Origin of the sequence: Mesorhizobium sp. M0106 (assembly GCF_040322715.1) — a bacterium.
Taxonomy (GTDB): domain Bacteria; phylum Pseudomonadota; class Alphaproteobacteria; order Rhizobiales; family Rhizobiaceae; genus Mesorhizobium.
Map to the genome: position 1 here is coordinate 108,890 of NZ_JAMYUA010000002.1, position 23,291 is coordinate 132,180.

The window sequence follows — 23,291 nt, forward strand, 5'->3', positions numbered from 1 at the left end:
GATTGCGCTGCGGGGCCTGTTGGGGGGCGGCCCTGTCCAGCGGCCTCGCTGCGCTCGGTACCTCTACGGCTTACCGTCCTCTGTTATGCGTCCGCTCATAGAGCTCACGGATGATGCCGCTTGCCGTGGTCTCGAACAGAAACGGCAAGAAAGCATGAATGAGCGCGGCAAAGGCCGCCATGAACAATCGCGACGAGAACCATGCGGCGAAAGCCACATGGCCGAAATAGCTCTCGCCGACCGCGGCCGGGTGAGAGGTGAAAAGTCTTGCGAGCCGTGCGGTCATGTCAATCCCTCCTGCCGGCATGAAGAGCCGGCGATGAGTATACTGGCACTGGTGTTCGGTTCATCGGTCTCAAATTGTCCTTGTGAAAGGCTGAATTTTGGGACAAACATCCCACATGGCGCAGGAAATCGACGAAATAGACCGGAGATTGCTGGCCGAGCTGCAACGCGACGGCACGCTGTCCGTCGACCAGCTCTCGGCAAGAATATCGCTGTCGCGCAATGCCTGCTGGCGCCGGGTCAAGCGGCTGGAGGAAGACGGCGTCATCACCGGCCGGGTGGCGCTGGTCGACGCCGACAAGCTTGGGCTCGGCCTTTCGGTGTTCATCCTGATCCGCACCTCCAACCACGATCCGGACTGGCTGCAAAGATTCCGAGCGGCGGTGACTGGCTTTGCCGAGATCACCGGCGCTTACCGCATGTCCGGCGATCTCGACTATGTCCTGCGCGCCCGCGTCGCCGATGTGAAGGCCTATGACCGGCTCTATCAACGGCTGATCGCCAAGGTGGCACTGTCGGACGTTTCGGCCTCCTTCGTCATGGAGGAGATCAAGGAGACCACGGTCGTTCCGATGGAACTGCGCTGAAGCGGAACTGTGCTGAAAGAAAGCCGTTGATAGCATTGCCGCCGAGTTGACTGAACCGGCGTTCGCGACGATAGGATCAGCCTCATGCGCGCAGCACTTTATCCCACCTCCGTCATCGGTCCGGCTGTCGGCTTCGTCAGGCTGCCGCATGGCGAGGGATTGCCGCTTCCTGCCTATGAGAGCTCGGGCGCCGCCGGCATGGACCTGCGCGCCGCCGTCCCGGACGACAGGCCGCTTTTGATCCTGCCGGGAAAGCGCGCGCTGGTGCCGACCGGGCTGGTCCTGGAAATTCCGGAGGGCGTCGAAGGCCAGGTCCGGCCGCGTTCCGGCCTCGCCTTCAAGCACGGGCTCACCTGCCTCAACACGCCGGGCACCATCGACAGCGACTATCGCGGCGAGGTCAAGGTGCTGCTGATCAATCTCGGCGACGAGGATTTCGCGGTGACGCGCGGCATGCGGATCGCCCAGATCGTCTTCGCCCCGGTGACGCAGGCGACCGTCGAGGAGCGCACATTGGCTGGCGGTACGGCGCGCGGCTCGGGCGGCTTCGGATCGACCGGCACGGCCTGATGAAAATACCCAAGCTCGTCATCTTCGATTGCGACGGGGTTCTGGTCGACACCGAGAACCTGGCCAATCGGCGCCTCGCCGAATGGCTGACCGCGGCCGGCTTTCCGGCCAGCTTCGAATATTGCCGCAAGAATTTCTCCGGCCGCAGCATGGTCTCGGTGCAGAAGGAAGTCGAGGTTACCGGCGTCAGCCTCGGCGCCGATTTCGTCGAGCGCTGGAACGCCGGCCTGCCGGACCTGTTCGCGCATGGCGTCGAGGCCATCCCCTACGTTCGCGAGTTCATCGAAACCGTGCACGCCGCCGGCATCGCCACCTGTGTCGCGTCGTCGGCACGGGTGTCCAAAATGCACATCACGCTCGGCCAGACCGGGCTGCTGCCGCTATTCGAGCATGCGCTGTTCAGCTCGACCATGGTCTCGCGTGGCAAGCCGTTCCCCGACCTCTTCCTGCATGCGGCAGCGACGATGGGCTTCGCGCCCGCCGACTGCATCGTCATCGAGGACAGCGTCGCCGGCACGGCAGCCGGCATCGCCGCCGGCATGCGCGTCTATTCCTACCACGGCGACCCGCTTTCCGACCGCGACGGGCTGATCGAAGCCGGCGGCATCCTGTTCGACGACATGCGTAAACTGGCCGGGCTGGTGCCGATCCACTGATCGCCTTTGCGCAGGCTGCATGCGCGCCCGATCTCAGACCGGGCGCGGCGCTCCAAGTACTCGGTCGACCGTGTCGCACATGAGACTGCGCAGATTGGCCGGCCTGTCGAGATGACTGACGACAAGCAGGCCGTCGGCCGCCACCGTTAGCGCGTCCGCGGTGCGGTCCGGATCGCGATTTGCGTCAGCGATCAGCAGATCCCTTAGGATGCCCCACTTCCAGTGACGATGCTTATCGATTGCCTGGCGAACCGGGCTCCTCGGGTCGGGGTATTCGGCCGCGGCATTCTGGAACGGGCAGCCGCGGTAGCCCGGCTGATCCGCCGCGTCGGCGATGAGATCGAATATGGCAAGGATCATCTGGCGAGGTGGCCGCCGGCCAAGGCTCGCGATTGCCGCCCGTCCTCCCTTGCTGAGCTCCTCGATGTAGGCGCGGACGAGATCGTCCTTGGCCGCGAAGTGATGATAGAACGTCGCCTTCGCAACGCCGGCCTCGGCGATGATGCGGTCGATGCCGACGGCACGGACCCCCTCCAGAGAAAACAGCGCGGTCGCCGTATCGACGACGCGGCGGCGCGCAAGGCTTTCGGGACGATCGTTGATTCGGGCTGTGGACATGCCTTGACTATAGCAGACAGGTCTGTATATATCCACATTGTAGACAGACAGGTCTACCTACTAGCGGAGGAAAAACGAACATGGCTTCGATAGTCAGGGAAATCATCGTAGATGCTTCACCGGAAAGCGTATGGGCGACGGTGGGCGACTTCGCCGGCGGCGCCCAACGGATAGCCCCAGGCGTTTTCGTCGACTGCCGGGTGGATGAGGGCGACGTGCGGGCCCTTACTTTCGCCGACGGCAAGATCGTGCGAGAGCGGCTCATCGCCCGCGACGAGCAGAGCCGGCGGATCGTATGGGGATGGCTCGGCGATGAGGTCACCCACGATAACACCTCCATGCAGGTCTTTGCCGAGGGCGAGGGCCGGAGCCGCCTGGTCTGGATCCACGACACTCTGCCCGACGAACTCGGCGCGTGGCTCGCAGCCGCCATGGATCAGCTGGTGCCGGTTTTCCGGCAGACCCTGGCGAGCCAAGCCAAGCCAACATAGTGAGGCAACGCCAGGGGTTTCCTCTTGGTCGCAAAATGCTCTAGCTTGCGCGCGCCCGACATAACGAGCGCGCGCATGACCTTCTCCCTGCTTCGTTTCATCTTTGCCTGCCTGCTGCTGCCTTGTCTTTGGACGACGGCCAGCGCGGAGGCCGTCAGCTTCCCGGAGCTCGGTAGCGCCGTCCCCGGCCACGGCGATCTCACCTATCTCGATCTCGCCAGGATGGTCATTCCCGATCTGGCGGCGGACAAGGACGGCTTTTTCCGGGGTTCCATTCCGATCGAGATGCGCCACATCGCTGGACCGGACTACGACGGCTCGCCGCCGGCGACGTCGGGTCTTTCCAGCGGCGACGTGCTCGACATCAAGGCCGGCGCCAAGGACCGGCTGGCGATGCTGCTCGACCTCGGCGACTCGCCTGACAGCGCCGAGGGTTATGCAGTGCTGGCACTCTACGACATCACCGGCAAGCCGGCCTTGCTCGACGCGGTCAATGTTGCCGTCGACCGCAGCACCTACTTTCGCGATCCGGGCAAGCTGTCGATCGGGCCCGGCGATGACGTCATCATCACCACGAGCACGCATTTCAATTCGAGCCAGGGCTATGTGATCACGCCGCTGGTCATGGTCCGCAACGACAGGTTCGAGCTGATCGACATGATCTATACGTTCGACGAAAACCTCTGCACCAACCGAAGGACGCAGAATGTGGCCTTCCAGGCGATTGCCGACAGCCAGCCCTATGCAGCCATCAAGGTCACGGTGACCGACGCGACAGTGCCGGGCGATGAAAGCTGCGACGGCCAGCCGCCGCCAGAGGCGTCTTCGCGCGACATTTCCGTCACCTATCATTGGGACAAAATCGCTTCGCGCTACGTCAAGGATTCCGATGCGCTGGACCGATTGGCGGATGAGAACGCCAAACGCTTCTGAGCCAACCGCATTTGTTTGCCCGGCGCGTTCCGCCGGGCTAGAATTTGCCTCACATTCTGCACTGGAGGGGAGCATCCATGGACAAGGGCAAGATTTTTCGCGACCTGCATGCCTCGATCTTCGTCATGGCCAATTCCTGGGACGTTGGCACGACCAAGCTCTTGGCCTCATTCGGCTTCAAGGCGCTGGCCACGACCAGCGCCGGCTTTGCCTTTTCGCGCGGCCTGCCCGACGGCGCGGTGACGTTCGAGGCGATGATCCATCATTGCCGTGAAGTGTCAGCGGCGACCGGGCTGCCGGTTTCGGCCGACCTCGAAAAGGGCAAGGGCGACAGCGCGACAAGTGCCGGCGAGACCATCTTCGCCGCCGAGGCGGCTGGCCTCGCCGGCTGCTCGATCGAGGACCATACCGGCGAGCCCGCCAAGCCGATCTATGATTTTTCGCATGCCGTCGATCGCGTCGCGGCGGCGGCGGAAGCGGCACGGGCACTGAAACGCGATTTCGTCTTCACCGCGCGGGCCGAGAATTTCCTGTGGGGCAAGCCCGATCTCGACGACACGATCAAGCGGCTGCAGGCCTTCGAGAAGGCCGGCGCCGACGTGCTCTATGCACCGGGGCTGGGCGACATCGAGATGGTGCGAACCGTCTGCTCGGCGCTGACCAAGCCGGTCAACGTCATGGCCAGGCCCGGCTTCACCATCGCCGACCTGGCCATGGCGGGGGTAAAGCGCGTCTCGCTCGGCCCATGGCTGACCAATTTCGCCTTCGGCATGCTGGAGACCGCGGCGCGCGAGATCCAGCAGGATGGCACGTTCGGCTTCATCCGCGCCGCCATGCCGTTCGGCAAGCTGCAGGCGCTGTTTGCCAAATCTTCAGCCTAGGTCGGGCCCGGCGAATGACGCTCACCGTCGTCGACATGCACACCGGCGGCGAGCCGCTGCGGATCGTCACCGGCGGCTACCCCGACATTCCCAAGGGCACGATCCTCGAAAAGCGTGCCTATGTGCGCGACTATCTCGATCATCTCAGAAAGATCCTGATGTTCGAGCCGCGCGGCCATTACGACATGTATGGCGCGCTGCTGGTGGAGCCCGACCTGCCGGGCGCCGACCTCGCGGTGCTGTTCATGCACAATGAGGGCTATTCGACGATGTGCGGCCACGCCATCGTCGCGCTCGGCCGCTACGCGGTCGACGAACGGCTGGTGGCGCCACGCGAGCCGCTGACGACGGTCAACATCGAAGCGCCATGCGGGCTGATTTCGGCTGCGGTCGAGGTGAGGGACGGCAAAGCCGGTGCGGTGTCCTTCGAAAGCGTGCCGGCGTTTCTGTTTGCCGGCGACCAGCGGATCGAGCTGCCGGGCTATGGTCCGGTCGGCTTCGACGTCGCCTATGGCGGCGCCTTCTATGCGCTGGCCGAATGCCGCCAGTTCGGGCTGGAATTCGGCAGGAACCGCGTCCGCGATTTCGTCGATGCAGCGACCGCGCTGACTGATAAGCTGAAGGCCGAATTGCCGCTGTTGCATCCCGACCACGCCGATCTCGCCTTTCTCTACGGTACCATCCTGACCGACGGACAGGATGCGTTCTCCGATACGCCGACCAAAAACATCTGCGTTTTCGCCGAGGCCGAGGTCGACCGTTCGCCGACCGGCTCCGGCGTCACCGCGCGGCTGGCGGCCATGCACGCCAAGGGCCAGATCGAGATTGGCCGAACGCGGCTGTTCGAGAGCATCGCCGGCTCGCGCTTTTCCGGCGCCGTCGTACGCACGGCCACAGCCGGGCCGCATGACGCGATCATCGCCCGCGTCGGCGGCCGCGCCTATTACTCAGGGCGGGCCGAATTCATCGTCGAGGACGATGATGAACTGGGGCGCGGCTTTCTGCTGCGCTAGCTCCCTTCCCGTGCCGAGATCGCCTTGTGCAGATGCACCATCATGGCGGCGGCGAACAGCGGCGTCAGAAGGTTGAGCAGCGGCACGGCGAGGAAAGCGGCGACCACCAGCCCGGCCAGGAACACGGCGATGGAGTGCTTTCTGCGCAACGCCTTGGCCTCGGCCTCCGGGCGAAAGCGCATGGCGGCGAACTCGAAGAATTCGCGCCCGAGCAGATAGCCGTTGACGACGAAGAAGGCGGCAATGTTGATGCCCGGCACCAGGAGCAGCAGCAGGGCGACGATATTGCCGAGGATGACGACGCCGAAGAACCGGATCGCCAGCACCAGCGAGCGCAACGCCGGCACGGCGCGGCCGGGCGGGTCGTTTGGATAATCCGTGCGCTCGACCACTTCGGCGACGTCGTCGAGGAACAGGCCGGCGATGATCGCCGTCACCGGCGCGATGAGCAGCGCCAAGCCCAGCGCAAGGCCGATGCCGGCGACGACGGCGCCCAGCCATCCGGCCCAGGAGGGTAGGGCGGGCAGCCATCCATCGATCCACGGCCAGGCCAGCCATTCGAACAGGCTCTTGATCCCGAACCAAAGCGCCGCCAGCGCCAGCAAGGTCAGCGCCAGCGTCTTCAGGAACACGGAACGGAATTCGGGCGAGAACAGCCGGCTCAAGGCGGCGCGGGCGGCGTCGAGGATCACGGCGTTTCCAATTCCATGTCAAACGAGGCCCATGGGCGATATTTCGGGATAGGCGGAGACAGGTCGCGAGACAAGCGCAAACCGCGCGATACGAAGCATCTGCGTTCTGCCCGGATTTATAACTCGCGGCCTAGGCAAAGCCGCATCAAACCGCTAGACCCGCCCGCGCCCGGCGTGGCAGAAAGCCGGTGGGTTTTTGGCGGAGACATGAATTGATGCCGGACTATGACGTGCTTTGTATCGGGAATGCCATCGTCGACATCATCGCCCAGTGCGACGAGGCGTTCCTGGAGACGAACGGCATCATCAAGGGCGCGATGAATTTGATCGACACGAGGCGCGCCGAACTGCTCTACAGCCGCATGGGCCCGGCCATCGAAGCCTCGGGCGGCAGCGCCGGCAACACGGCGGCGGGCGTCGCCTCCTTCGGCGGCCGCGCCGCTTTCTTCGGCAAGGTCTCCAACGACGCGCTCGGCGAAATCTACGCGCATGACATCCATGCCCAGGGCGTCGCCTTCGACACCAGGCCGCTTAACGGCGAACCTCCGACAGCGCGCTCGATGATCTTCGTCACGCCCGACGGCGAGCGCTCGATGAACACCTATCTCGGCGCTTGCGTCGAGCTCGGCCCGGAGGACGTCGAGGCCGACAAGGCGTCGGGCGCCGCCGTCACTTATTTCGAGGGCTATCTGTGGGACCCGCCGCGCGCCAAGGAGGCGATCCGGCAGACGGCGAAGCTCGCCCATGCCGCCGGGCGCGAAGTGTCGATGACATTGTCGGACTCGTTCTGCGTCGACCGCTACCGCGACGAGTTCCTCGATCTCATGCGCTCCGGCACCGTCGACATCGTCTTTGCCAACAGCCACGAGATCAAGTCGCTCTACCAGACCGCGTCGTTCGACGAGGCGCTGGCCCAGATCCGCAAGGATTGCAAGATCGCCGCCGTCACCCGCTCGGAAAAGGGCTCGGTGATCGTGCGCGGCGACGAGACCGTGACCATCAATGCGACCAGGATCCGCGAGCTGGTCGACACCACCGGCGCCGGCGACCTCTACGCCGCCGGCTTCCTCTACGGCTACACGCAAGGCCGCAGCCTGAAGCAGTGCGGCGATCTCGGCTCGCTAGCGGCCGGGCTGGTCATCCAGCAGATCGGCCCAAGGCCACGCCAGAATTTGCGCAGAGAGGCCGAGCAGGCGGGGCTGCTGTAGCGGCACCTCTTCCTTCTCCCCCTGTGGGAGAAGGTGGATCGGCGCGCAGCGCCGAGACGGTTGAGGGGTGCTGGACGGAGTGCTGCCGGTGCCAAGCTGGAACACCCCTCATCCGACCGAGCTTCGCTCGGCCACCTTCTCCCCCAGGGGGAGAAGGGAGAGGCGCTGCTGCTGCCCCCGCTCGTCAAGCTCCCGCGCTATACGCCGCAATCGCTGCCATGTTGACGATGTCCGAATCCTTGGCATTGAGCGAGACGATCTGAACCGGCTTGTTCAGGCCGACCAGCAGCGGGCCGATGACGGTCGAGCCGCCGAGCTCCTGCAGCATCTTGGTCGAGATCGAGGCCGAGTGGAAGGCCGGCATGATCAGCACATTGGCCGGGCCGGTCAGCCTGATGAACGGGTACTGCGCCATGGCGCGGGCGTTGAGCGCCACGTCGGCGGCCATCTCGCCGTCATACTCGAAATCGACGCGGCGCTTGTCGAGGATGCGCACCGCTTCCTGGACGCGCTCGGAGCGCTCGCCCTGCGGATGGCCGAAGGTTGAATAGGCGAGCATGGCGAGCCTCGGCTCGTAGCCCATGCGGCGGGCGAAACCGGCGGCCTCCTCGGCGATGTCGGCGATCTCGACGGCATCCGGCATGTCATGCACCGCGGTGTCGGCAACGAGGACGGTGCGACCGCGCGCCAGCACGATCGACACGCCGATGACGCAATGGCCAGGCCTTGCGTCAATGACGCGGCGGATGTCGTCGAGCGCCGTCGAATAGTTACGGGTAACGCCGGTGACAATGCCGTCGGCATCGCCCAGCGCCACCATGCAGGCGGCGAAATGGTTGCGGTCGTTGTTGATCAGCCGCTGGCAGTCGCGGAACAGAAAGCCTTTGCGCTGCATGCGCTCGTAGAGATAGTCGGTGTAGACCGAGTTGCGCCGCGACAGCCGCGCATTGATGATCTCGATGCCTTGCTTGCCGAGATCGATGCCGGCGTTCCTGGCGTTTTCCTTGATGATGTCGTCGCGGCCGAGCAGGATGGCGGTGCCGAGCCGCTGGTTCACATAGGAGACGGCGGCGCGCATCACCTGCTCCTCCTCGCCCTCGGCAAAGACGATGCGCTTGGGCTGGCGGCGCACCCGGTCGTAGATGCGCTGCAGCGTCGAGGCGATCGGGTCGCGGCGCGCGGAAAGCTCCTGCGCGTAGCGGTCGAGATCGAGGATCGGCTTGCGCGCGACGCCGGAGTCCATCGCCGCTTTGGCCACCGCAATCGGGATGGCCGAGATCAGGCGCGGATCGAACGGCACCGGGATGATGTAGTTGGGGCCGAATTTCGGCCGCATGCCCTGATAGGCGGCGGCGACGTCGTCGGGCACGTCCTGGCGCGCCAGTTCGGCGAGCGCTTTGGCCGCGGCGATCTTCATGTCGTCGTTGATGGTGGTCGCCCGCACATCGAGCGCGCCGCGGAAGATGTAGGGGAAGCCAAGCACGTTGTTGACCTGGTTGGGATAGTCGGACCGTCCCGTCGCCATGATGGCGTCGGTGCGGATCTCGGCGACCTCCTCAGGCGTGATCTCGGGGTCGGGATTGGCCATGGCGAAGATGATCGGGTTCTTGGCCATCGACTGCACCATTTTGGTGGTCAGCGTGCCTTTGGCCGAGAGGCCGAGGAACACGTCGGCGCCGTCCAGCGCCTCGGCCAGCGAGCGCGCGCCGGTTTTCACGGCATGCGCCGATTTCCACTGGTTCATGCCTTCGGTGCGGCCCTGGAAGACGACGCCCTTGGTGTCGCAGAGGATGATATTTTCGGGCGCAAAGCCCATCGCCTTCATCAATTCGATGCAGGCGATGCCGGCAGCGCCGGCGCCGTTGCAGACCATTTTCGTGGTCTTCATGTCGCGGCCGGTGATTTCCAGCGCGTTGATCAGGCCGGCAGCCGAGATGATGGCGGTGCCGTGCTGGTCGTCATGGAAGACCGGGATATCCATCAGCTCGCGCAGCCGCTGCTCGATGATGAAGCATTCCGGTGCCTTGATATCCTCGAGGTTGATGCCGCCGAAGGAGGGTCCAAGGAAACGCACGCAGTTGATGAATTCGTCGGCATCCTCGGTGTCGACCTCGAGATCGATGGAATCGACATCGGCGAAGCGCTTGAACAGCACCGCCTTGCCTTCCATCACCGGCTTCGAAGCAAGCGCGCCGAGATTGCCGAGGCCGAGGATGGCGGTGCCGTTGGAGATGACCGCGACCATGTTGCCGCGAACCGTATAGTCGAAGGCGCGGCTCGGGTCCTCGGCGATGGCGAGAACCGGCACGGCGACGCCCGGCGAATAGGCAAGGCTGAGATCGCGCTGCGTCGCCATTGGTTTTGTGGCGACGATCTCCAGCTTGCCGGGGCGGCCCATGGCATGGAATTCCAATGCCTCCTGGGCGCTGACGGAGGGCCCGTTGCTTTCGGTTTTCTTGGCCATGGTACTTTTGGTTTCCTCGCCCGTACGGCACCGCTTGAGATGGGTGCGCATGCTTTCTTTTGTGGAAGGTTCGGGATTAAGGCTACACTTCGCCGCTGTAAACCGCCAAGCATGGCTTGCAAAATTTTGGAAGCAGCTTCTTGAACGACGAGACGCCCATTCGAAGCGACAACGCCACGCCGGCCTTCGCGCCGGCGACGCCGATGATGGAGCAGTATATCGAGATCAAGGCGGCGAACCCGGATTCGCTGCTGTTCTACCGCATGGGCGATTTCTACGAGCTGTTCTTCGACGATGCCGAGAAGGCAAGCCGGGCGCTCGGCATCGTGCTGACCAAGCGCGGCAAGCATCAGGGGCTCGACATCCCGATGTGCGGCGTGCCGGTGCATGCCGCCGACGATTATCTGCAGAAGCTGATCGGCCAGGGGTTCCGCGTCGCCGTCTGCGAGCAGATCGAGGATCCGGCCGAGGCGAAGAAGCGCGGCGGCAAATCGGTGGTGCGCCGTGACGTGGTGCGGCTGGTGACACCCGGCACCATCACCGAAGACAAATTGCTGGCGCCGTCGGAATCGAGTTTCCTGATGGCGCTGGGACGGGTCAAGGGCGGGGCAGAGCACGCTTTTGCCTTAGCCTGGATCGAGATCTCGACCGGTGTCTTCCGCGTCGCCGAGACAACCGCCGACCGGCTGCTCGCCGATGTCTTCCGCGTCGATCCGCGCGAGCTGATCGTCGCCGAACCGGTGTTTTACGACCCGGAGCTGAAACCGGTCTTCGACGTGCTCGGCCGCGTCGCCAGCCCGCAGCCGCCGTCGCTGTTCGATTCGGCTTCGGCCGCCGGCCGCATCGCCCGCTTCTTCGAGGTGGCAACGCCGGATAGTTTCGGCACATTTTCGCGCGCCGAACTGTCGGCGATCTCAGGTGTCATCGCCTATGTCGAAAAGACGCAGAAGGCCGAGCGGCCGCCGCTGTCGCGGCCGCAGCGCGAGGAGCAGGGTTCGACGCTGTTCATCGACCCGGCGACGCGCGCCAATCTGGAGCTGCTGCGCACGCTGTCCGGCAGCCGCGACGGGTCGCTGTTCAAGGCGATCGACCGCACGGTGACCGGTGGCGGCGCAAGGCTGCTCGCCGACCGCTTGATGGCGCCGCTGACCGACCCGGCGGCAATCGCTGCAAGGCTGGACTCGGTGTCGTTCTTCCGCTCCGAAACGCGCCTCTGCCAGGCGGTGCGGGCAAGCCTGAAGAGCGTTGCCGACATGCCGCGCGCCCTGTCCAGGCTGGCGCTCAACCGCGGCGGCCCGCGCGACCTCGGCGCGCTGCGCGCTGGTTTCGAAGCGGCCGGCGCCGTCGCCGAACTGTTCGGCCAAACCGCCTTGCCGGGCGAACTGACCGCGGCGTTGGGAGCCATCAAGGCACTGCCCAGTGAACTGGCGGCGCATCTGACGCAGGCGCTCAGCGACGAGCTGCCTCTGCTGAAGCGCGACGGCGGCTTTGTCCGCGGCGGCTACCACGCCGAACTCGACGAGATGCGGGCACTGCGCGACGAGTCGCGAAAAGTGATCGCCGGGCTGGAGCGTTCGCTGATCGACGAGACCGGCATCCGCTCGCTGAAGATCAGGCACAACAATGTGCTCGGCTATTATATCGAGGTCACCGCAAACCACCATGCGCTGATGACCGGCAGCGACGGCGCCAAGGCGCGCTTCATCCATCGCCAGACCATGGCCAACGCCATGCGCTTCACCACCACGGAGCTCGCCGAGCTGGAATCGAAGATCGCCAATGCCGCCGACCGGGCGCTGGCGATCGAGCTTGCCGCTTTCGAGGCGCTGACGGCGGAAGTCGTCGGCCAGGCCGACACGATCCGCGCCGGCGCCGAAGCGCTCGCCGTGCTCGACGTTTCGGCCGCACTTGCCTTGCTTTCCGAGAGCGAGGCCTGGTGCCGGCCGCTGGTCGATGCGAGCCTTGCCTTCGAGATTTCGGGTGGACGTCATCCGGTGGTCGAACAGGCGCTGCGGCGTTCCGGCGAAGGCCCGTTCGTCGCCAATGATTGCGATCTGTCGCCGCAAGGCGATGCTAAGGCCGGCGCGATCTGGCTGCTGACCGGCCCCAATATGGGCGGCAAATCGACCTTCCTCAGGCAAAACGCGCTGATCGCCATCCTCGCCCAGACCGGCTCCTTCGTGCCGGCGGCATCAGCCCATATCGGCGTCGTCGACCGGCTGTTTTCGCGGGTCGGCGCCTCCGACGATCTGGCGCGCGGCCGCTCCACCTTCATGGTCGAGATGGTCGAGACGGCGGCGATCCTCAACCAGGCAGGCGAACGCGCACTGGTCATCCTCGACGAGATCGGCCGCGGCACCGCCACCTTCGACGGCCTGTCGATCGCCTGGGCGGCGGTCGAATATTTGCACGAGAAAAACCGCTGCCGGGCGATCTTCGCCACGCATTTCCACGAAATGACGGCGCTGGCCGGAAAACTGCCGCGGCTCTCCAACGTCACCATGCGGGTCAAGGAATGGGAGGGCGACGTGGTCTTCCTGCACGAGGTCGGCAAGGGTGCGGCCGACCGTTCCTACGGCGTCCAGGTAGCGCGGCTGGCCGGCCTGCCGGAAGCGGTCGTCGGCCGGGCCAAGGAAGTGCTGCACCAGCTTGAAGCAGGCGAGGTCTCGGGCAAGGCCAACCGTCTGGTCGACGACCTGCCGCTGTTTTCCGTGGCGGCGAAGCGGGAAGCGTCGAAGCCGGCGAAGAGTGACGGGCTGGGCGCGGCGCTAGCGGAGATCAATCCCGACGAGATGACGCCAAGGGAAGCGCTGGAGGCGCTGTACCGGCTGAAGGGGATGGCTGGGAAGTAGTGCTCGTCCGATAGCGCTCTACGGCACCCCCCTCTGTGACGGAACGCTGCTTTGGCTTGCCTTCCGCCCCACCCCTCAAATCATCGCCAGGCCCGACTTCCGCCTCGGCGGCGGAAAAGCGCGATCAATTTCGGCGAAATCTTCGCTCGTGAGCGCGATGTCCAACGCCGCGACATTCTGCCGGATATGCTCCGGGCGGCTGGCCTTCGGAATGGCAATGATGCCGTCCTGCGCCATCACCCAGGCAAGCGCGATCTGCGCCGGAGTCGCATCGTGGCGAGCGGCGATGGCATCTAACCTGGCATTGCGCGCCAATACCCCCTGATCGACCGGCGAATAGGCCATCAGCGGCATGCCGCGTTGCCGGCTCCACGGGGCGAGGTCGAACTCGACGCCGCGCTGCGACAGATTGTAGAGCACCTGGTTGGTCTGGACATTGCCGCCGGCCGGCAATCGGACCAGCTCCTCCATCTCGCCGGTATCGAAATTGCTGACGCCCCAATGGCGGATCTTGCCGGCTGCCTTCAACGCTTCGAACGCCTCTACCGTTTCCATCAAAGGCACGCTGCCCGGCCAATGCAGCAGATAAAGATCGATGCGGTCGGTGGCGAGATGCCTCAGGCTGTTCTCGCAGGCCCGTTTCACGCCGGCGCGTGAGGCATTGGACGGCAGCACCTTGGAGACCAGGAAGACCTCGTCGCGGCGCCCGGCGATGGCCTCCGCCACCACCTCCTCGGCGCCGCCGCTGGCATACATTTCGGCGGTGTCGATCAGCGTCATGCCGAGATCCAGCCCGAGCATCAGGGCATTGGCCTCGTCGCCACGGCGGCGGCCGTCCTCGCCCATCTTCCAGGTGCCCTGGCCGAGCACCGGCACGGCTTCGCCGCAGGGCAGGGTGGTCGTTCTTATCGTCGATGGCATGGCATGCTCCAGTCCGAGGCCCGGATAGCACCATAGCCGCCAAGGGAAATCCAGGTGAAGCAGAAATCCAGGTGAAGCCTCTCGCCCGGATTCCCCGACAGCGTGACGCCTACTTCACCGGATGGGCAGCGAGCCAGTCCTGCATCTGCTTGATCTCGGCTTGCTGCGCGGCGATCACTGCTTCCGCCAGCTTGCGGATTTCCGGGTCCTTGCCATTGGCGAGCTCGACCTTGGCCATGTCGATGGCAGCCTGGTGATGCGGGATCATGCCGCGGGCGAAATCGACATCGGCATTGCCGGAATATTCGATTGCCATCATGTCGGTATGCATCTTGTCCATCGCCGCCTTGTAGCCCTCGGTCGAGGGGCTCTGCGCGCCCATTGCGCCCATGTCGTGCTTCATCTCCTCGGCTTGTGCCGGAACACTTTCGAGGAAAACGGCAAGCAGCATTCCCGCCGCCATCATCAGCAGCACGATCTTCTTGGCCAAGGTCATTCATCGTCTCCTTTTTTGAACAGGGTCTATCTGGAATGTTTACTCAGAGTTTCAACGTCCTGAGCCGCAATGCGTTGGCGATCACCGAAACCGAAGACAGGCTCATCGCCGCCGCCGCGATCATCGGCGACAGCAGCGTGCCGGTGAGCGGATAAAGCACGCCGGCAGCAACCGGCACGCCGAGCACATTGTAGAGGAAAGCAAAAAACAGGTTCTGGCGGATGTTGCGGATCGTCGCGCGGGCCAGCGTCCTCGCCCTGACGATGCCGTTGAGATCGCCCTTGACCAGCGTAATTCCCGCACTTTCGACCGCAACATCGGCGCCTGTGCCCATGGCGATGCCGACATCGGCGGCGGCCAGTGCGGGCGCATCGTTTACCCCGTCGCCGGCCATGGCAACGCCGGCACCGCCGGCGCGCAATTCCTCGACCAGCGCGTTCTTCTGTTCGGGCAAGAGCCCGGCACGCACCGCGTCGATGCCGAGCTTGGCGGCGATGGCCTTGGCGGTGCGCTCGTTGTCGCCGGTCGCCATGACGATCTTCAGCCCGCTGTCATGCAGCGCCTTGATCGCCTCGGCGGTGGTCGCCTTGATCGGGTCGGCAACGGCGACGAGGCCGGCGAGCCGGTTGCCGACAGCAACGAACATCGCGGTCTTGCCGTCGGCCTGCAGCGCCTCGGCGCTGGCCAGGACCGCCGCCGTGTCGATGCCGAGATCGGCCATCATCGCGGCATTGCCGAGCGCCACCTTCTGCCCCGAAACCGTGCCGGAAACACCCTTGCCGGTGACGGCCTCGAAACCGCCGGCGTCCGGGATATTCACCCCGCGTTCGCGGGCGCCGTCGACGATCGCCTCGGCCAGCGAATGCTCCGAGCCTTTTTCCAGCCCGGCGGCGAGCGCCAGCAGCTCGTCCTGCGGCATACCCTCGACGCCGACGACGTCGGTCAGTCGCGGCCGGCCTTCGGTCAGCGTTCCCGTCTTGTCGACGATCAGCGTATCGACCGAGGCAAAGCGCTCGAGCGCCGCCGCTTCCTTGATCAGCACGCCGGCATGCGCGCCGCGCCCGGTGGCGGTCATGATCGACATTGGCGTGGCAAGGCCGAGCGCACAGGGGCAGGCGATGATCAGCACCGAGACCGCCGAGACTATGGCAAAGACCAGGCTGGGTTCCGGTCCGACGATCGCCCAGGCGACAAACGCTATGATCGCGACCAGCACGACGGCCGGGACGAAGTAGAACGAGACGCGGTCGGCCAATCCCTGGATTGGCGCGCGTGAACGCTGCGCCTTGGCGACCAGCTCGACGATGCGCGCCAGCGTCGTCTCGGCGCCGATCTTTTCGGCGCGCATGATCAGCGAACCATTCTTGTTGAGCGTGCCGCCGGTGAGGTTGTCGCCTTCGGTCTTCTCGACCGGCAGCGGCTCGCCTGTGATCATCGATTCATCGATGGAAGAGCGTCCTTCGAGCACAGTGCCGTCGACCGGCACGGCGTCGCCTGGGCGGATGCGCAAGCGGTCGCCGGCCTTGACCGTATCGAGCGGCACGTCGTTTTCGGAACCGTCCGCGCCGATCAGCCGCGCCGTCTTCGGCGCCAGGTCGAGCAGCGCGCGGATCGCCGAGCCGGTTTTCTCGCGGGCGCGCAATTCCAGCACCTGGCCAAGGAACACCAGCGCGACGATCACCGCCGCCGCCTCGAAATAGACCGGCACGGTGCCGTCATGGCCGCGGAACTGGTGCGGAAAGAGGCCTGGAAACAGCGTGGCGACGACGCTGTAGAGATAGGCGGCACCGACGCCGAGCGAAATCAGCGTCCACATATTGGGGCTGCGGTTGAGGACCGAGTCCCAGCCGCGGTGGAAGAACGGGAATGCCGCCCACAGCACCACCGGGCTGGCCAGCGCCAGCTCCAGCCAGACCTTCGCCCGCTCGTCGATAATGGCCTGAAACGTCAGGCCGAGCATCGGCGCCATGGCGATGAGCAGCAACGGCACGGACAGCACCGCGCTCACCCAAAAGCGCCTGGTGAAGTCGACCAGTTCCGGGTTAGGCCCCGCGTCGCCGGTCGGCACGCCCATCGGCTCCAGCGCCATGCCGCAGATCGGGCAGGAGCCGGGCTTGTCGCGGATGATTTCGGGATGCATCGGGCAGGTGTATTGCGTGCCCTTGGGCATCGGCTGCGGCGCCGGCCTGTCGCCGAGATATTTTGCCGGCTCGGCTTCGAACTTCGCCTGGCAAGCGGCCGAGCAGAAATAGAAGCCCCGGCCCTCGTGCCGCAAAAAGTGCTTGGCCGTGGCGCGATCGACGCTCATGCCGCAGACGGGATCGGTTGCGGTCAGGTATTTTCCCGGCTCGGCGACGAATTTCGCGCGGCAGCTCTCGCTGCAGAAATGATAGCGATGGCCGTCATGCTCGGCCGTCGGCTTGCCGGCAGCCGGATCGACGGTCATGCCGCAGACCGGATCGCGGACGACGGCGTCCGCAGCAGAGGAGGCGCCTTTTGCCGAGCAGCAGCTGCCATGGGTGTGATGATGGTGATCGGAATGCGTCATGCCGAAAGCCCCTGTATTTCGATGTTGCGGCGGAGGTAGTGCTTCCAGTAACTGGAAGGTCAAGGGCTGATTTCGATTTTTCGTGGCCAGGCCCAAACTGCACCGGCCGCGGGCATGAGACGATCGTCCCGTTCCACGGCTGCGGAGAACGCGTCCGTCCGCCCCATACCCAGCGCCGCGAAAACGCGCTATAGACGCCGCCGAAACGGCGAGGCCGAACGGCATTTATGGCAAGAATATCCCTGAAGCTCGAGGAACTGATCGACGGCGAAGCCTTGCGCCGCGAGATGACCGAACTGACCGCGGCCACGGCAGGCGACGGCTCCGGCAAGGCCGCGCGCAGCGGCGTTCTCAAGCTTCTCAAAAGCCGACTAGCCGACGGCCGCACGGTCGCCGAACGCATGCTGATGGACGATGGCAGCGGTACCGCCTGCGCCGCCCGGCTGTCGCATCTGATGGATGAGATCATCCGCGCGCTCTACGACTTCGCCGCCACCCATGTCTATCGCGTCAAAAACCCGTCATCGGCCGAGCGCATGGCGGTCGTGGCCGTCGGCGGCTATGGCCGTGGCACGCTGGCGCCCGGGTCCGACATCGACCTGCTGTTCCTGCTGCCCTACAAGCAGACGCCATGGGGCGAGCAGATCGTCGAATACATGCTCTACATGCTGTGGGACCTCGGGCTGAAGGTCGGCCATGCCACCCGCAACATCGACGAGTGCCTCAGGCTGTCGCGCACCGACATCACCATCCGCACCTCGATCCTGGAGGCGCGCTTCCTGTGGGGCGAGCAAAAGCTCTATGACGAGCTTTTGCAGCGCTTCGACCACGAGGTGGTGCGCACCACCGGCCCCGAATATGTCCAGGCCAAGCTCGCCGAACGCGACGAGCGCCACGCCAAGGCCGGCGAGAGCCGCTATCTGGTCGAGCCCAACGTCAAGGACGGCAAGGGCGGCCTGCGCGACCTGCAGACGCTGTTCTGGATCGCCAAATATTTCTACCGCGTGCGCACCGGCGAGGAACTGGTCGACAAGGGCGTCTTTACCGACGCCGAATACAGGGAATTCCAGAAGGCCGAGGATTTCCTATGGGCGGTGCGCTGCCACATGCATTTCCTCACCGGCAAGGCCGAGGAGCGGCTGCATTTCGACATCCAGCGCGACATTGCCGAGCGGCTGGGCTACACCACCCATCCCGGCCTGTCGGCGGTCGAACGCTTCATGAAGCACTACTTCCTCGTCGCCAAGGATGTCGGCGACCTGACCCGCATTTTCTGCGCCGCGCTGGAAGAAGAGCAGGCCAAGCATGTGCCGGGCTTCAACCGCATCTTCCTCACCTTTTCGCGCCGCAAGCGCAAGCTCGCCGGCACGGCCGATTTCATCGTCGACAACCACCGCATCAACATTGCCGACGACGAGGTGTTCGAGCGCGATCCGGTTAACCTGCTCAGGCTGTTCTGGTTTGCCGACAAGCATGGCCTTGAATTCCACCCCGATGCGCTGAAGCTGTTGACCCGTTCGCTCGGCCTCGTCGGCAAGGCGCTCAGGCGCGACGAGGAGGCCAACCGGCTGTTCCTCGACATCTTGACCTCGGACCGCAATGCCGAGCTCAATCTGCGGCGCATGAACGAGGCCGGACTGCTGGCAAAGCTGATCCCGGATTTCGGCAAGATCGTCGCCATGATGCAGTTCTCGATGTACCACCACTACACGGTGGACGAGCACCTCATCCGCTGCATCGGGGTGCTGGCGGAGATCGAGCGCGGCGACGGGGAAAAGATCCATCCACTCGCCCACTCGCTGATGCCGGGGCTGAAGAAGAGCCGCGAGGCGCTCTATGTCGCCGTGCTGCTGCACGACATCGCCAAGGGCAGGCCGGAGGACCATTCGCAAGCCGGCGCCAGGATCGCCCGGCGCATCTGCCCGCATATGGGGCTCTCGCCGGCCGACACCGAAACGGTCGCCTGGCTGGTCGAGAACCACCTCGTCATGTCGATGACGGCGCAGACCCGCGATCTCAACGACCGCAAGACGATCGAGGATTTTGCCGCCATCGTGCAGTCGGTCGAACGGCTGAAGATGCTGCTTGTGCTTACCGTCTGCGATATCCGCGGCGTCGGGCCTGGGGTCTGGAACGGCTGGAAGGGCCAGCTGCTGCGTACGCTCTATTACGAGACCGAGCTTTTGTTGACCGGCGGGTTTTCGGAGGTGTCGCGCGCCAAACGGACGGCGGCGGCGCGCGAACAACTGGCCGAGGCGCTTGCCGACTGGCCGGAAAAGGCCCGCAAGCGTTATGTCGGCCAGCACTACGAGAACTATCTGCTGGCGGTCGATCTTCCCGACCAGCTCCGCCATGCCGAATTCATCCGCGAGGCCGATCACGCCGGCAAGAAGCTCGCCACCATGGTGAAAACCCACCAGTTCGAGGCGGTGACCGAGATCACGGTGCTGGCGCAGGACCATCCGCGCCTGCTTTCGGTGATTGCCGGCGCCTGTGCCGCGGCCGGCGGCAACATCGTCGACGCGCAGATATTCACCACCTCGGATGGTCGGGCGCTCGACACCATCCTGATCTCGAGGGAGTTCGACCTCGACGAGGACGAGCGCCGCCGTGCCGAGCGCGTCGGCCGGCTGATCGAGGACGTGCTGTCGGGCAAGAGCTGGCTGCCCGAAATGATCGAGAAGCGGACCAAGCCGCGGCGCGGCGCCAAGGTTTTCCGTATTCCGCCACGCGCCGAGATCCGCAACACCCTGTCGAACCGTTTCTCGGTGATCGAGGTCGAGGGGCTGGACAGGCCGGGCCTTCTGTCGGAGATCACCGGCATGTTGTCGGACCTGTCGCTCGACATCGCCTCGGCCCACATCACCACCTTCGGCGAAAAGGTCATCGACACGTTCTACGTCACCGATCTCACCGGCCAGAAGATCGACAGCCCGTCGCGCACCGCGACCATCCGCAACAGGCTGATCGCGGTGCTCGAGGGCACGGCGTCCGAGCGCGGCAAGACCAAAACGGCCGCCGAGTGACCGTTACCTTCCATTTGCCCCAATCGCACAGGCAGTCTTCAAGCGCATGAGCCTTGTCAAGAAATTCGCCACGGTCGCTTCCGGCACTCTGATGAGCCGCGCCCTCGGTTTCGGCCGCGAGATGCTGATGGCTGCCGCACTCGGCACCGGGCCGATCGCCGACGCCTTCAACGCCGCCTTCCAGTTTCCCAACACCTTTCGCCGGCTGTTTGCCGAAGGCGCCTTCAACGCCGCCTTCGTGCCGCTGTTCGCCAAGGAGATCGAGACGCACGGCACCGACGGCGCCAAGCGCTTTTCCGAAGAGGTGTTCGGCGTCTTGTTCACGGCGCTGCTGGCGCTGACCATCGCCATGGAACTGGCGATGCCGCTGATCGTGCGCTATCTGGTGGCGCCGGGCTTTGCCGACACGCCGGGAAAATTCGAGACGACGGTGGCGCTGGCGACCGTCATGTTCCCCTATCTGATCTGCATGTCGCTCGGCGCCATGATGGCCGGCATGCTGAATTCGCTGCGCCGCTATTTCGCCGCCGCGGTGGCGCCGGTGTTCCTCAACGTCATCCTTATCGCCGTGCTTGCCTATGCCTGGTACAAGGGTTCGGACGCCCGCACCGTCGGTTTCGGGCTGGCCTGGGGCGTGCTGGCGGCCGGCCTGGTGCAGCTGGCGATCGTCTGGGCGGCGGTGCGCCATGCCGGCATTTCGATCGGCTTCCGGCGGCCGAAGATGACGCCGAACGTCAAGCGGCTGCTGATCCTGGCGCTGCCGGCGGCGATCACCGGGGGCATCACCCAGATCAACCAGCTGATCGGCACGGCGATCGCGTCGGCGCAGGACAGCGCGGTGTCGTCGCTGGCCTATGCCGACCGCGTTTACCAGCTGCCGCTGGGCGTCGTCGGCGTCGCCGTCGCCATCGTGCTTTTGCCGGAACTGTCGCGGGCGCTGAAATCGGGCAATCTGGTCGAGGCCGCCAATCTGCAGAACCGCTCGGTCGAGTTTACCCTTTTCATGACCTTGCCTGCGGCGGCCGCGCTGCTGGTCATGTCCGAGCCGATCGTGCGGCTGGTCTATGAGCGCGGCGCCTTTGCCGCCAACAATTCGACGCCGACGGTCGCGGCAATCCTGGCGATCTTCGGGCTCGGCCTGCCGGCCTTCGTGCTGATCAAGGCGTTCACCCCAGGCTATTTCGCTCGCGAGGACACGCGCACGCCGATGATTTTCGCCGCCATCTCGGTGGCGGTTAACATTACGACGGCACTGACGCTGTTTCCGACGATGGGCGCGCCCGGCATTGCCGTTGCCTCCGCTGTCGCCGGCTGGGTCAATGCGGCAATGCTGCTCGCCGTGCTGATCCGGCGCGGCCATTGGGGCCGCGACGTGCCGCTCATGAAACGCATCCCGCGGCTGGTGCTGTCGGCGGCGGTGATGGCAGCGGCGCTCTATTTTGCCGAACACTGGTTCGCCGCAAGGCTCGCCTCCGGCTCGCCGCTGGTGATCAAGGCGGTAACGCTGCTTGCGCTCGTCGCCGGCGGGGCGCTGCTTTACTTCGTCACCGCCTTCGCCATCGGCGGTGCCGATTTCGGCATGATCCGCCGCAATATCGGGCGCAAGGGCTCCCAGCCGGTCAAGGAGCAATCTCCGGATCCGTGAGGGGGAAAATTCATCAGCGCCAATTTTGTTCTTGCTTTGTGCCGGCAGCTATGCTATTAATCCCGGTATGGTGCTAATTGGCTCCAACAACCCGCCCACCGAGGCGGGTTTTTGTTTCTGGTCGGCGCCATCCCTCAAACAGCCTTCTGTTCGGCCGACGTCAAAGCCTGCGCGCCCTGGCCAACGCCCCTCTTGATCGTCTCCTCGCTCTCGTCCATAAGCGCGCCGTCGCAAGACTTTCGCCGCGCGCGAAACGGCCCTCCACAAGCCAGGGAAACACCATGACCGACCTCAACCGGCCCGCCTTCAAGCCACTCGTCTTTTCCGGCGTCCAGCCAACCGGCAATCTGCATCTCGGCAATTATCTCGGCGCCATCAAGAAATTTGTCGCCCTGCAGGACACCTCCGACTGCATCTACTGCGTCGTCGATCTGCATTCGCTGACCGCACAGCTCGTCTATGAGGATCTTCAGGACCAGACGCGTTCGATCACCGCGGCGTTTCTCGCCTCCGGCATCGACCCGACCAAGCACATCGTCTTCAACCAGTCGCGGGTGATGCAGCACGCCGAGCTTGCCTGGATCTTCAACTGCGTGGCGCGCATCGGTTGGATGAACCGCATGACGCAGTTCAAGGACAAGGCCGGCAAGGACCGCGAGAACGCCTCGCTCGGCCTGCTCGCCTATCCCTCCCTGATGGCCGCCGACATCCTCGTCTACCGCGCTACCCACGTGCCGGTCGGCGACGACCAGAAGCAGCATCTGGAGCTGACCCGCGACATCGCGCAGAAATTCAACAACGACTTTTCGGACCGCATCGCCGCGCTTGGCGTCGGCGTCGAGATGCAGGTCGGCGAAGAGACGGTGAACGGCTATTTCCCGCTGACCGAGCCGGTCATCGGCGGCCCGGCAGCGCGCATCATGTCGCTGCGCGACGGTTCGAAGAAGATGTCGAAATCCGATCCGTCGGACCTGTCGCGCATCAACCTGACCGACGATGCCGACGCCATCTCGAAGAAGATCCGCAAGGCCAAGACCGACCCGGAGGCTTTGCCCGGCGAACTGGACGGGCTTGCCGGCCGGCCGGAAGCGGAAAACCTCGTCGGCATCTATGCCGGCCTCGCCGAAATCTCGAAAGAGGCGGTGCTGAAGGAATATGGCGGCCAGCAGTTTTCGGTGTTCAAGCCGGCGCTGGCCGACCTTGCGGTGGAAAAACTGGCGCCGATCGCCGGCGAGATGCGCCGCATCTCCAGCGACCGCGCCTACGTCGACGCGGTGCTGCGCGATGGCGGCGAGCGTGCCGGCACATTGGCCGAAGCGACCATGAAGACCGTGCGCGACATTATCGGCCTGCTGCAAGGCTAATGCATGTCGCGCAAAAGTGTGCAGCGGTTTTGCGATAACGA

19 protein-coding genes are annotated in these 23,291 nt (G+C 64.9%); 12 read left to right on the forward strand and 7 right to left on the reverse strand.

Annotated elements, in window-relative coordinates; translation table 11 throughout:
* Positions 1-70: 70 nt before the first annotated feature.
* Positions 71-286: a DUF6356 family protein gene (locus NKJ55_RS02295; RefSeq protein WP_352448496.1), complete on the reverse strand. Its 216-nt coding sequence runs from the start codon at positions 284-286 to the stop codon at positions 71-73.
* 115 nt (positions 287-401) lie between these two features.
* Here NKJ55_RS02295 and NKJ55_RS02300 point away from each other — a divergent pair, with 115 nt between their 5' ends.
* From NKJ55_RS02300 to NKJ55_RS02310, 3 genes are all read left to right on the forward strand, one after another.
* Positions 402-872, forward strand: coding sequence for an Lrp/AsnC family transcriptional regulator (locus NKJ55_RS02300; RefSeq protein WP_352448497.1), 471 nt, complete (start codon positions 402-404; stop codon positions 870-872).
* Between the two features lie 84 nt (positions 873-956).
* Entirely contained in the window at positions 957-1,442 is a 486-nt protein-coding gene (gene dut, locus NKJ55_RS02305) for a dUTP diphosphatase (protein WP_352448498.1), read from the forward strand.
* On the forward strand, positions 1,442-2,098 hold the full coding sequence (locus NKJ55_RS02310) for an HAD family hydrolase (protein ID WP_352448499.1): 657 nt from the start codon (positions 1,442-1,444) through the stop codon (positions 2,096-2,098). The genes dut and NKJ55_RS02310 overlap by 1 nt, the downstream gene beginning before the upstream one ends.
* 33 nt (positions 2,099-2,131) lie before the next feature.
* On the opposite strand, the gene NKJ55_RS02315 is transcribed toward NKJ55_RS02310, so the two are convergent.
* A complete protein-coding gene (locus NKJ55_RS02315) occupies positions 2,132-2,716 on the reverse strand; it encodes a TetR/AcrR family transcriptional regulator (protein ID WP_352448500.1) in 585 nt (194 codons plus the stop codon).
* An 80-nt stretch (positions 2,717-2,796) separates the two neighbouring features.
* Here NKJ55_RS02315 and NKJ55_RS02320 point away from each other — a divergent pair, with 80 nt between their 5' ends.
* The 4 genes from NKJ55_RS02320 to NKJ55_RS02335 all read left to right on the forward strand — a co-directional run bounded on the left by NKJ55_RS02320 (position 2,797) and on the right by NKJ55_RS02335 (position 6,034).
* Positions 2,797-3,207: an SRPBCC family protein gene (locus tag NKJ55_RS02320; protein ID WP_352448501.1), complete on the forward strand. Its 411-nt coding sequence runs from the start codon at positions 2,797-2,799 to the stop codon at positions 3,205-3,207.
* A 75-nt stretch (positions 3,208-3,282) separates the two neighbouring features.
* Complete coding sequence (locus NKJ55_RS02325; RefSeq protein WP_352448502.1) at positions 3,283-4,140, forward strand: hypothetical protein; 858 nt, start codon at positions 3,283-3,285, stop codon at positions 4,138-4,140.
* Positions 4,141-4,217: 77 nt separating this feature from the next.
* Complete coding sequence (locus NKJ55_RS02330) at positions 4,218-5,021, forward strand: isocitrate lyase/PEP mutase family protein (RefSeq protein ID WP_352448503.1); 804 nt, start codon at positions 4,218-4,220, stop codon at positions 5,019-5,021.
* 14 nt (positions 5,022-5,035) lie between these two features.
* Positions 5,036-6,034 (forward strand): proline racemase family protein, encoded by a 999-nt coding sequence (locus tag NKJ55_RS02335; protein WP_352448504.1) that lies wholly within the window; start codon positions 5,036-5,038, stop codon positions 6,032-6,034.
* Here NKJ55_RS02335 and NKJ55_RS02340 read toward each other — a convergent pair.
* On the reverse strand, positions 6,031-6,726 hold the full coding sequence (locus tag NKJ55_RS02340; RefSeq protein WP_352448505.1) for a sulfate transporter family protein: 696 nt from the start codon (positions 6,724-6,726) through the stop codon (positions 6,031-6,033). The two genes, NKJ55_RS02335 and NKJ55_RS02340, sit on opposite strands and share 4 nt — an antisense overlap.
* A 215-nt stretch (positions 6,727-6,941) precedes the next feature.
* Between NKJ55_RS02340 and NKJ55_RS02345 the strand changes: the two genes are divergently transcribed.
* A complete protein-coding gene (locus NKJ55_RS02345) occupies positions 6,942-7,934 on the forward strand; it encodes an adenosine kinase (protein ID WP_352448506.1) in 993 nt (330 codons plus the stop codon).
* Between the two features lie 184 nt (positions 7,935-8,118).
* Here NKJ55_RS02345 and NKJ55_RS02350 read toward each other — a convergent pair whose 3' ends face one another.
* The gene (locus NKJ55_RS02350; RefSeq protein ID WP_352448507.1) at positions 8,119-10,398 is read right to left on the reverse strand and encodes an NADP-dependent malic enzyme; all 2,280 of its coding nucleotides are present in this window, start codon (positions 10,396-10,398) and stop codon (positions 8,119-8,121) included.
* Between the two features lie 203 nt (positions 10,399-10,601).
* Between NKJ55_RS02350 and mutS the strand changes: the two genes are divergently transcribed.
* Positions 10,602-13,250: a DNA mismatch repair protein MutS gene (mutS, locus tag NKJ55_RS02355; RefSeq protein ID WP_352448677.1), complete on the forward strand. Its 2,649-nt coding sequence runs from the start codon at positions 10,602-10,604 to the stop codon at positions 13,248-13,250.
* A 75-nt stretch (positions 13,251-13,325) separates the two neighbouring features.
* Here mutS and NKJ55_RS02360 read toward each other — a convergent pair whose 3' ends face one another.
* The 3 genes from NKJ55_RS02360 to NKJ55_RS02370 all read right to left on the reverse strand — a co-directional run bounded on the left by NKJ55_RS02360 (position 13,326) and on the right by NKJ55_RS02370 (position 17,215).
* Positions 13,326-14,171: an aldo/keto reductase gene (locus NKJ55_RS02360; protein WP_352448508.1), complete on the reverse strand. Its 846-nt coding sequence runs from the start codon at positions 14,169-14,171 to the stop codon at positions 13,326-13,328.
* Between the two features lie 109 nt (positions 14,172-14,280).
* Complete coding sequence (gene copM, locus NKJ55_RS02365) at positions 14,281-14,667, reverse strand: CopM family metallochaperone (RefSeq protein ID WP_023676379.1); 387 nt, start codon at positions 14,665-14,667, stop codon at positions 14,281-14,283.
* Positions 14,668-14,710: 43 nt separating this feature from the next.
* Entirely contained in the window at positions 14,711-17,215 is a 2,505-nt protein-coding gene (locus NKJ55_RS02370; protein WP_352448509.1) for a heavy metal translocating P-type ATPase, read from the reverse strand.
* A gap of 227 nt (positions 17,216-17,442) precedes the next feature.
* On the opposite strand from NKJ55_RS02370, the gene NKJ55_RS02375 reads away from it, so the two are divergent.
* The 3 genes from NKJ55_RS02375 to trpS all read left to right on the forward strand — a co-directional run bounded on the left by NKJ55_RS02375 (position 17,443) and on the right by trpS (position 23,250).
* Positions 17,443-20,241 (forward strand): [protein-PII] uridylyltransferase, encoded by a 2,799-nt coding sequence (locus tag NKJ55_RS02375; RefSeq protein WP_352448510.1) that lies wholly within the window; start codon positions 17,443-17,445, stop codon positions 20,239-20,241.
* 46 nt (positions 20,242-20,287) lie between these two features.
* A complete protein-coding gene (gene murJ / locus NKJ55_RS02380; RefSeq protein ID WP_352448511.1) occupies positions 20,288-21,886 on the forward strand; it encodes a murein biosynthesis integral membrane protein MurJ in 1,599 nt (532 codons plus the stop codon).
* A gap of 281 nt (positions 21,887-22,167) precedes the next feature.
* Complete coding sequence (gene trpS, locus NKJ55_RS02385) at positions 22,168-23,250, forward strand: tryptophan--tRNA ligase (RefSeq protein WP_352448512.1); 1,083 nt, start codon at positions 22,168-22,170, stop codon at positions 23,248-23,250.
* Positions 23,251-23,291: the final 41 nt, after the last annotated feature.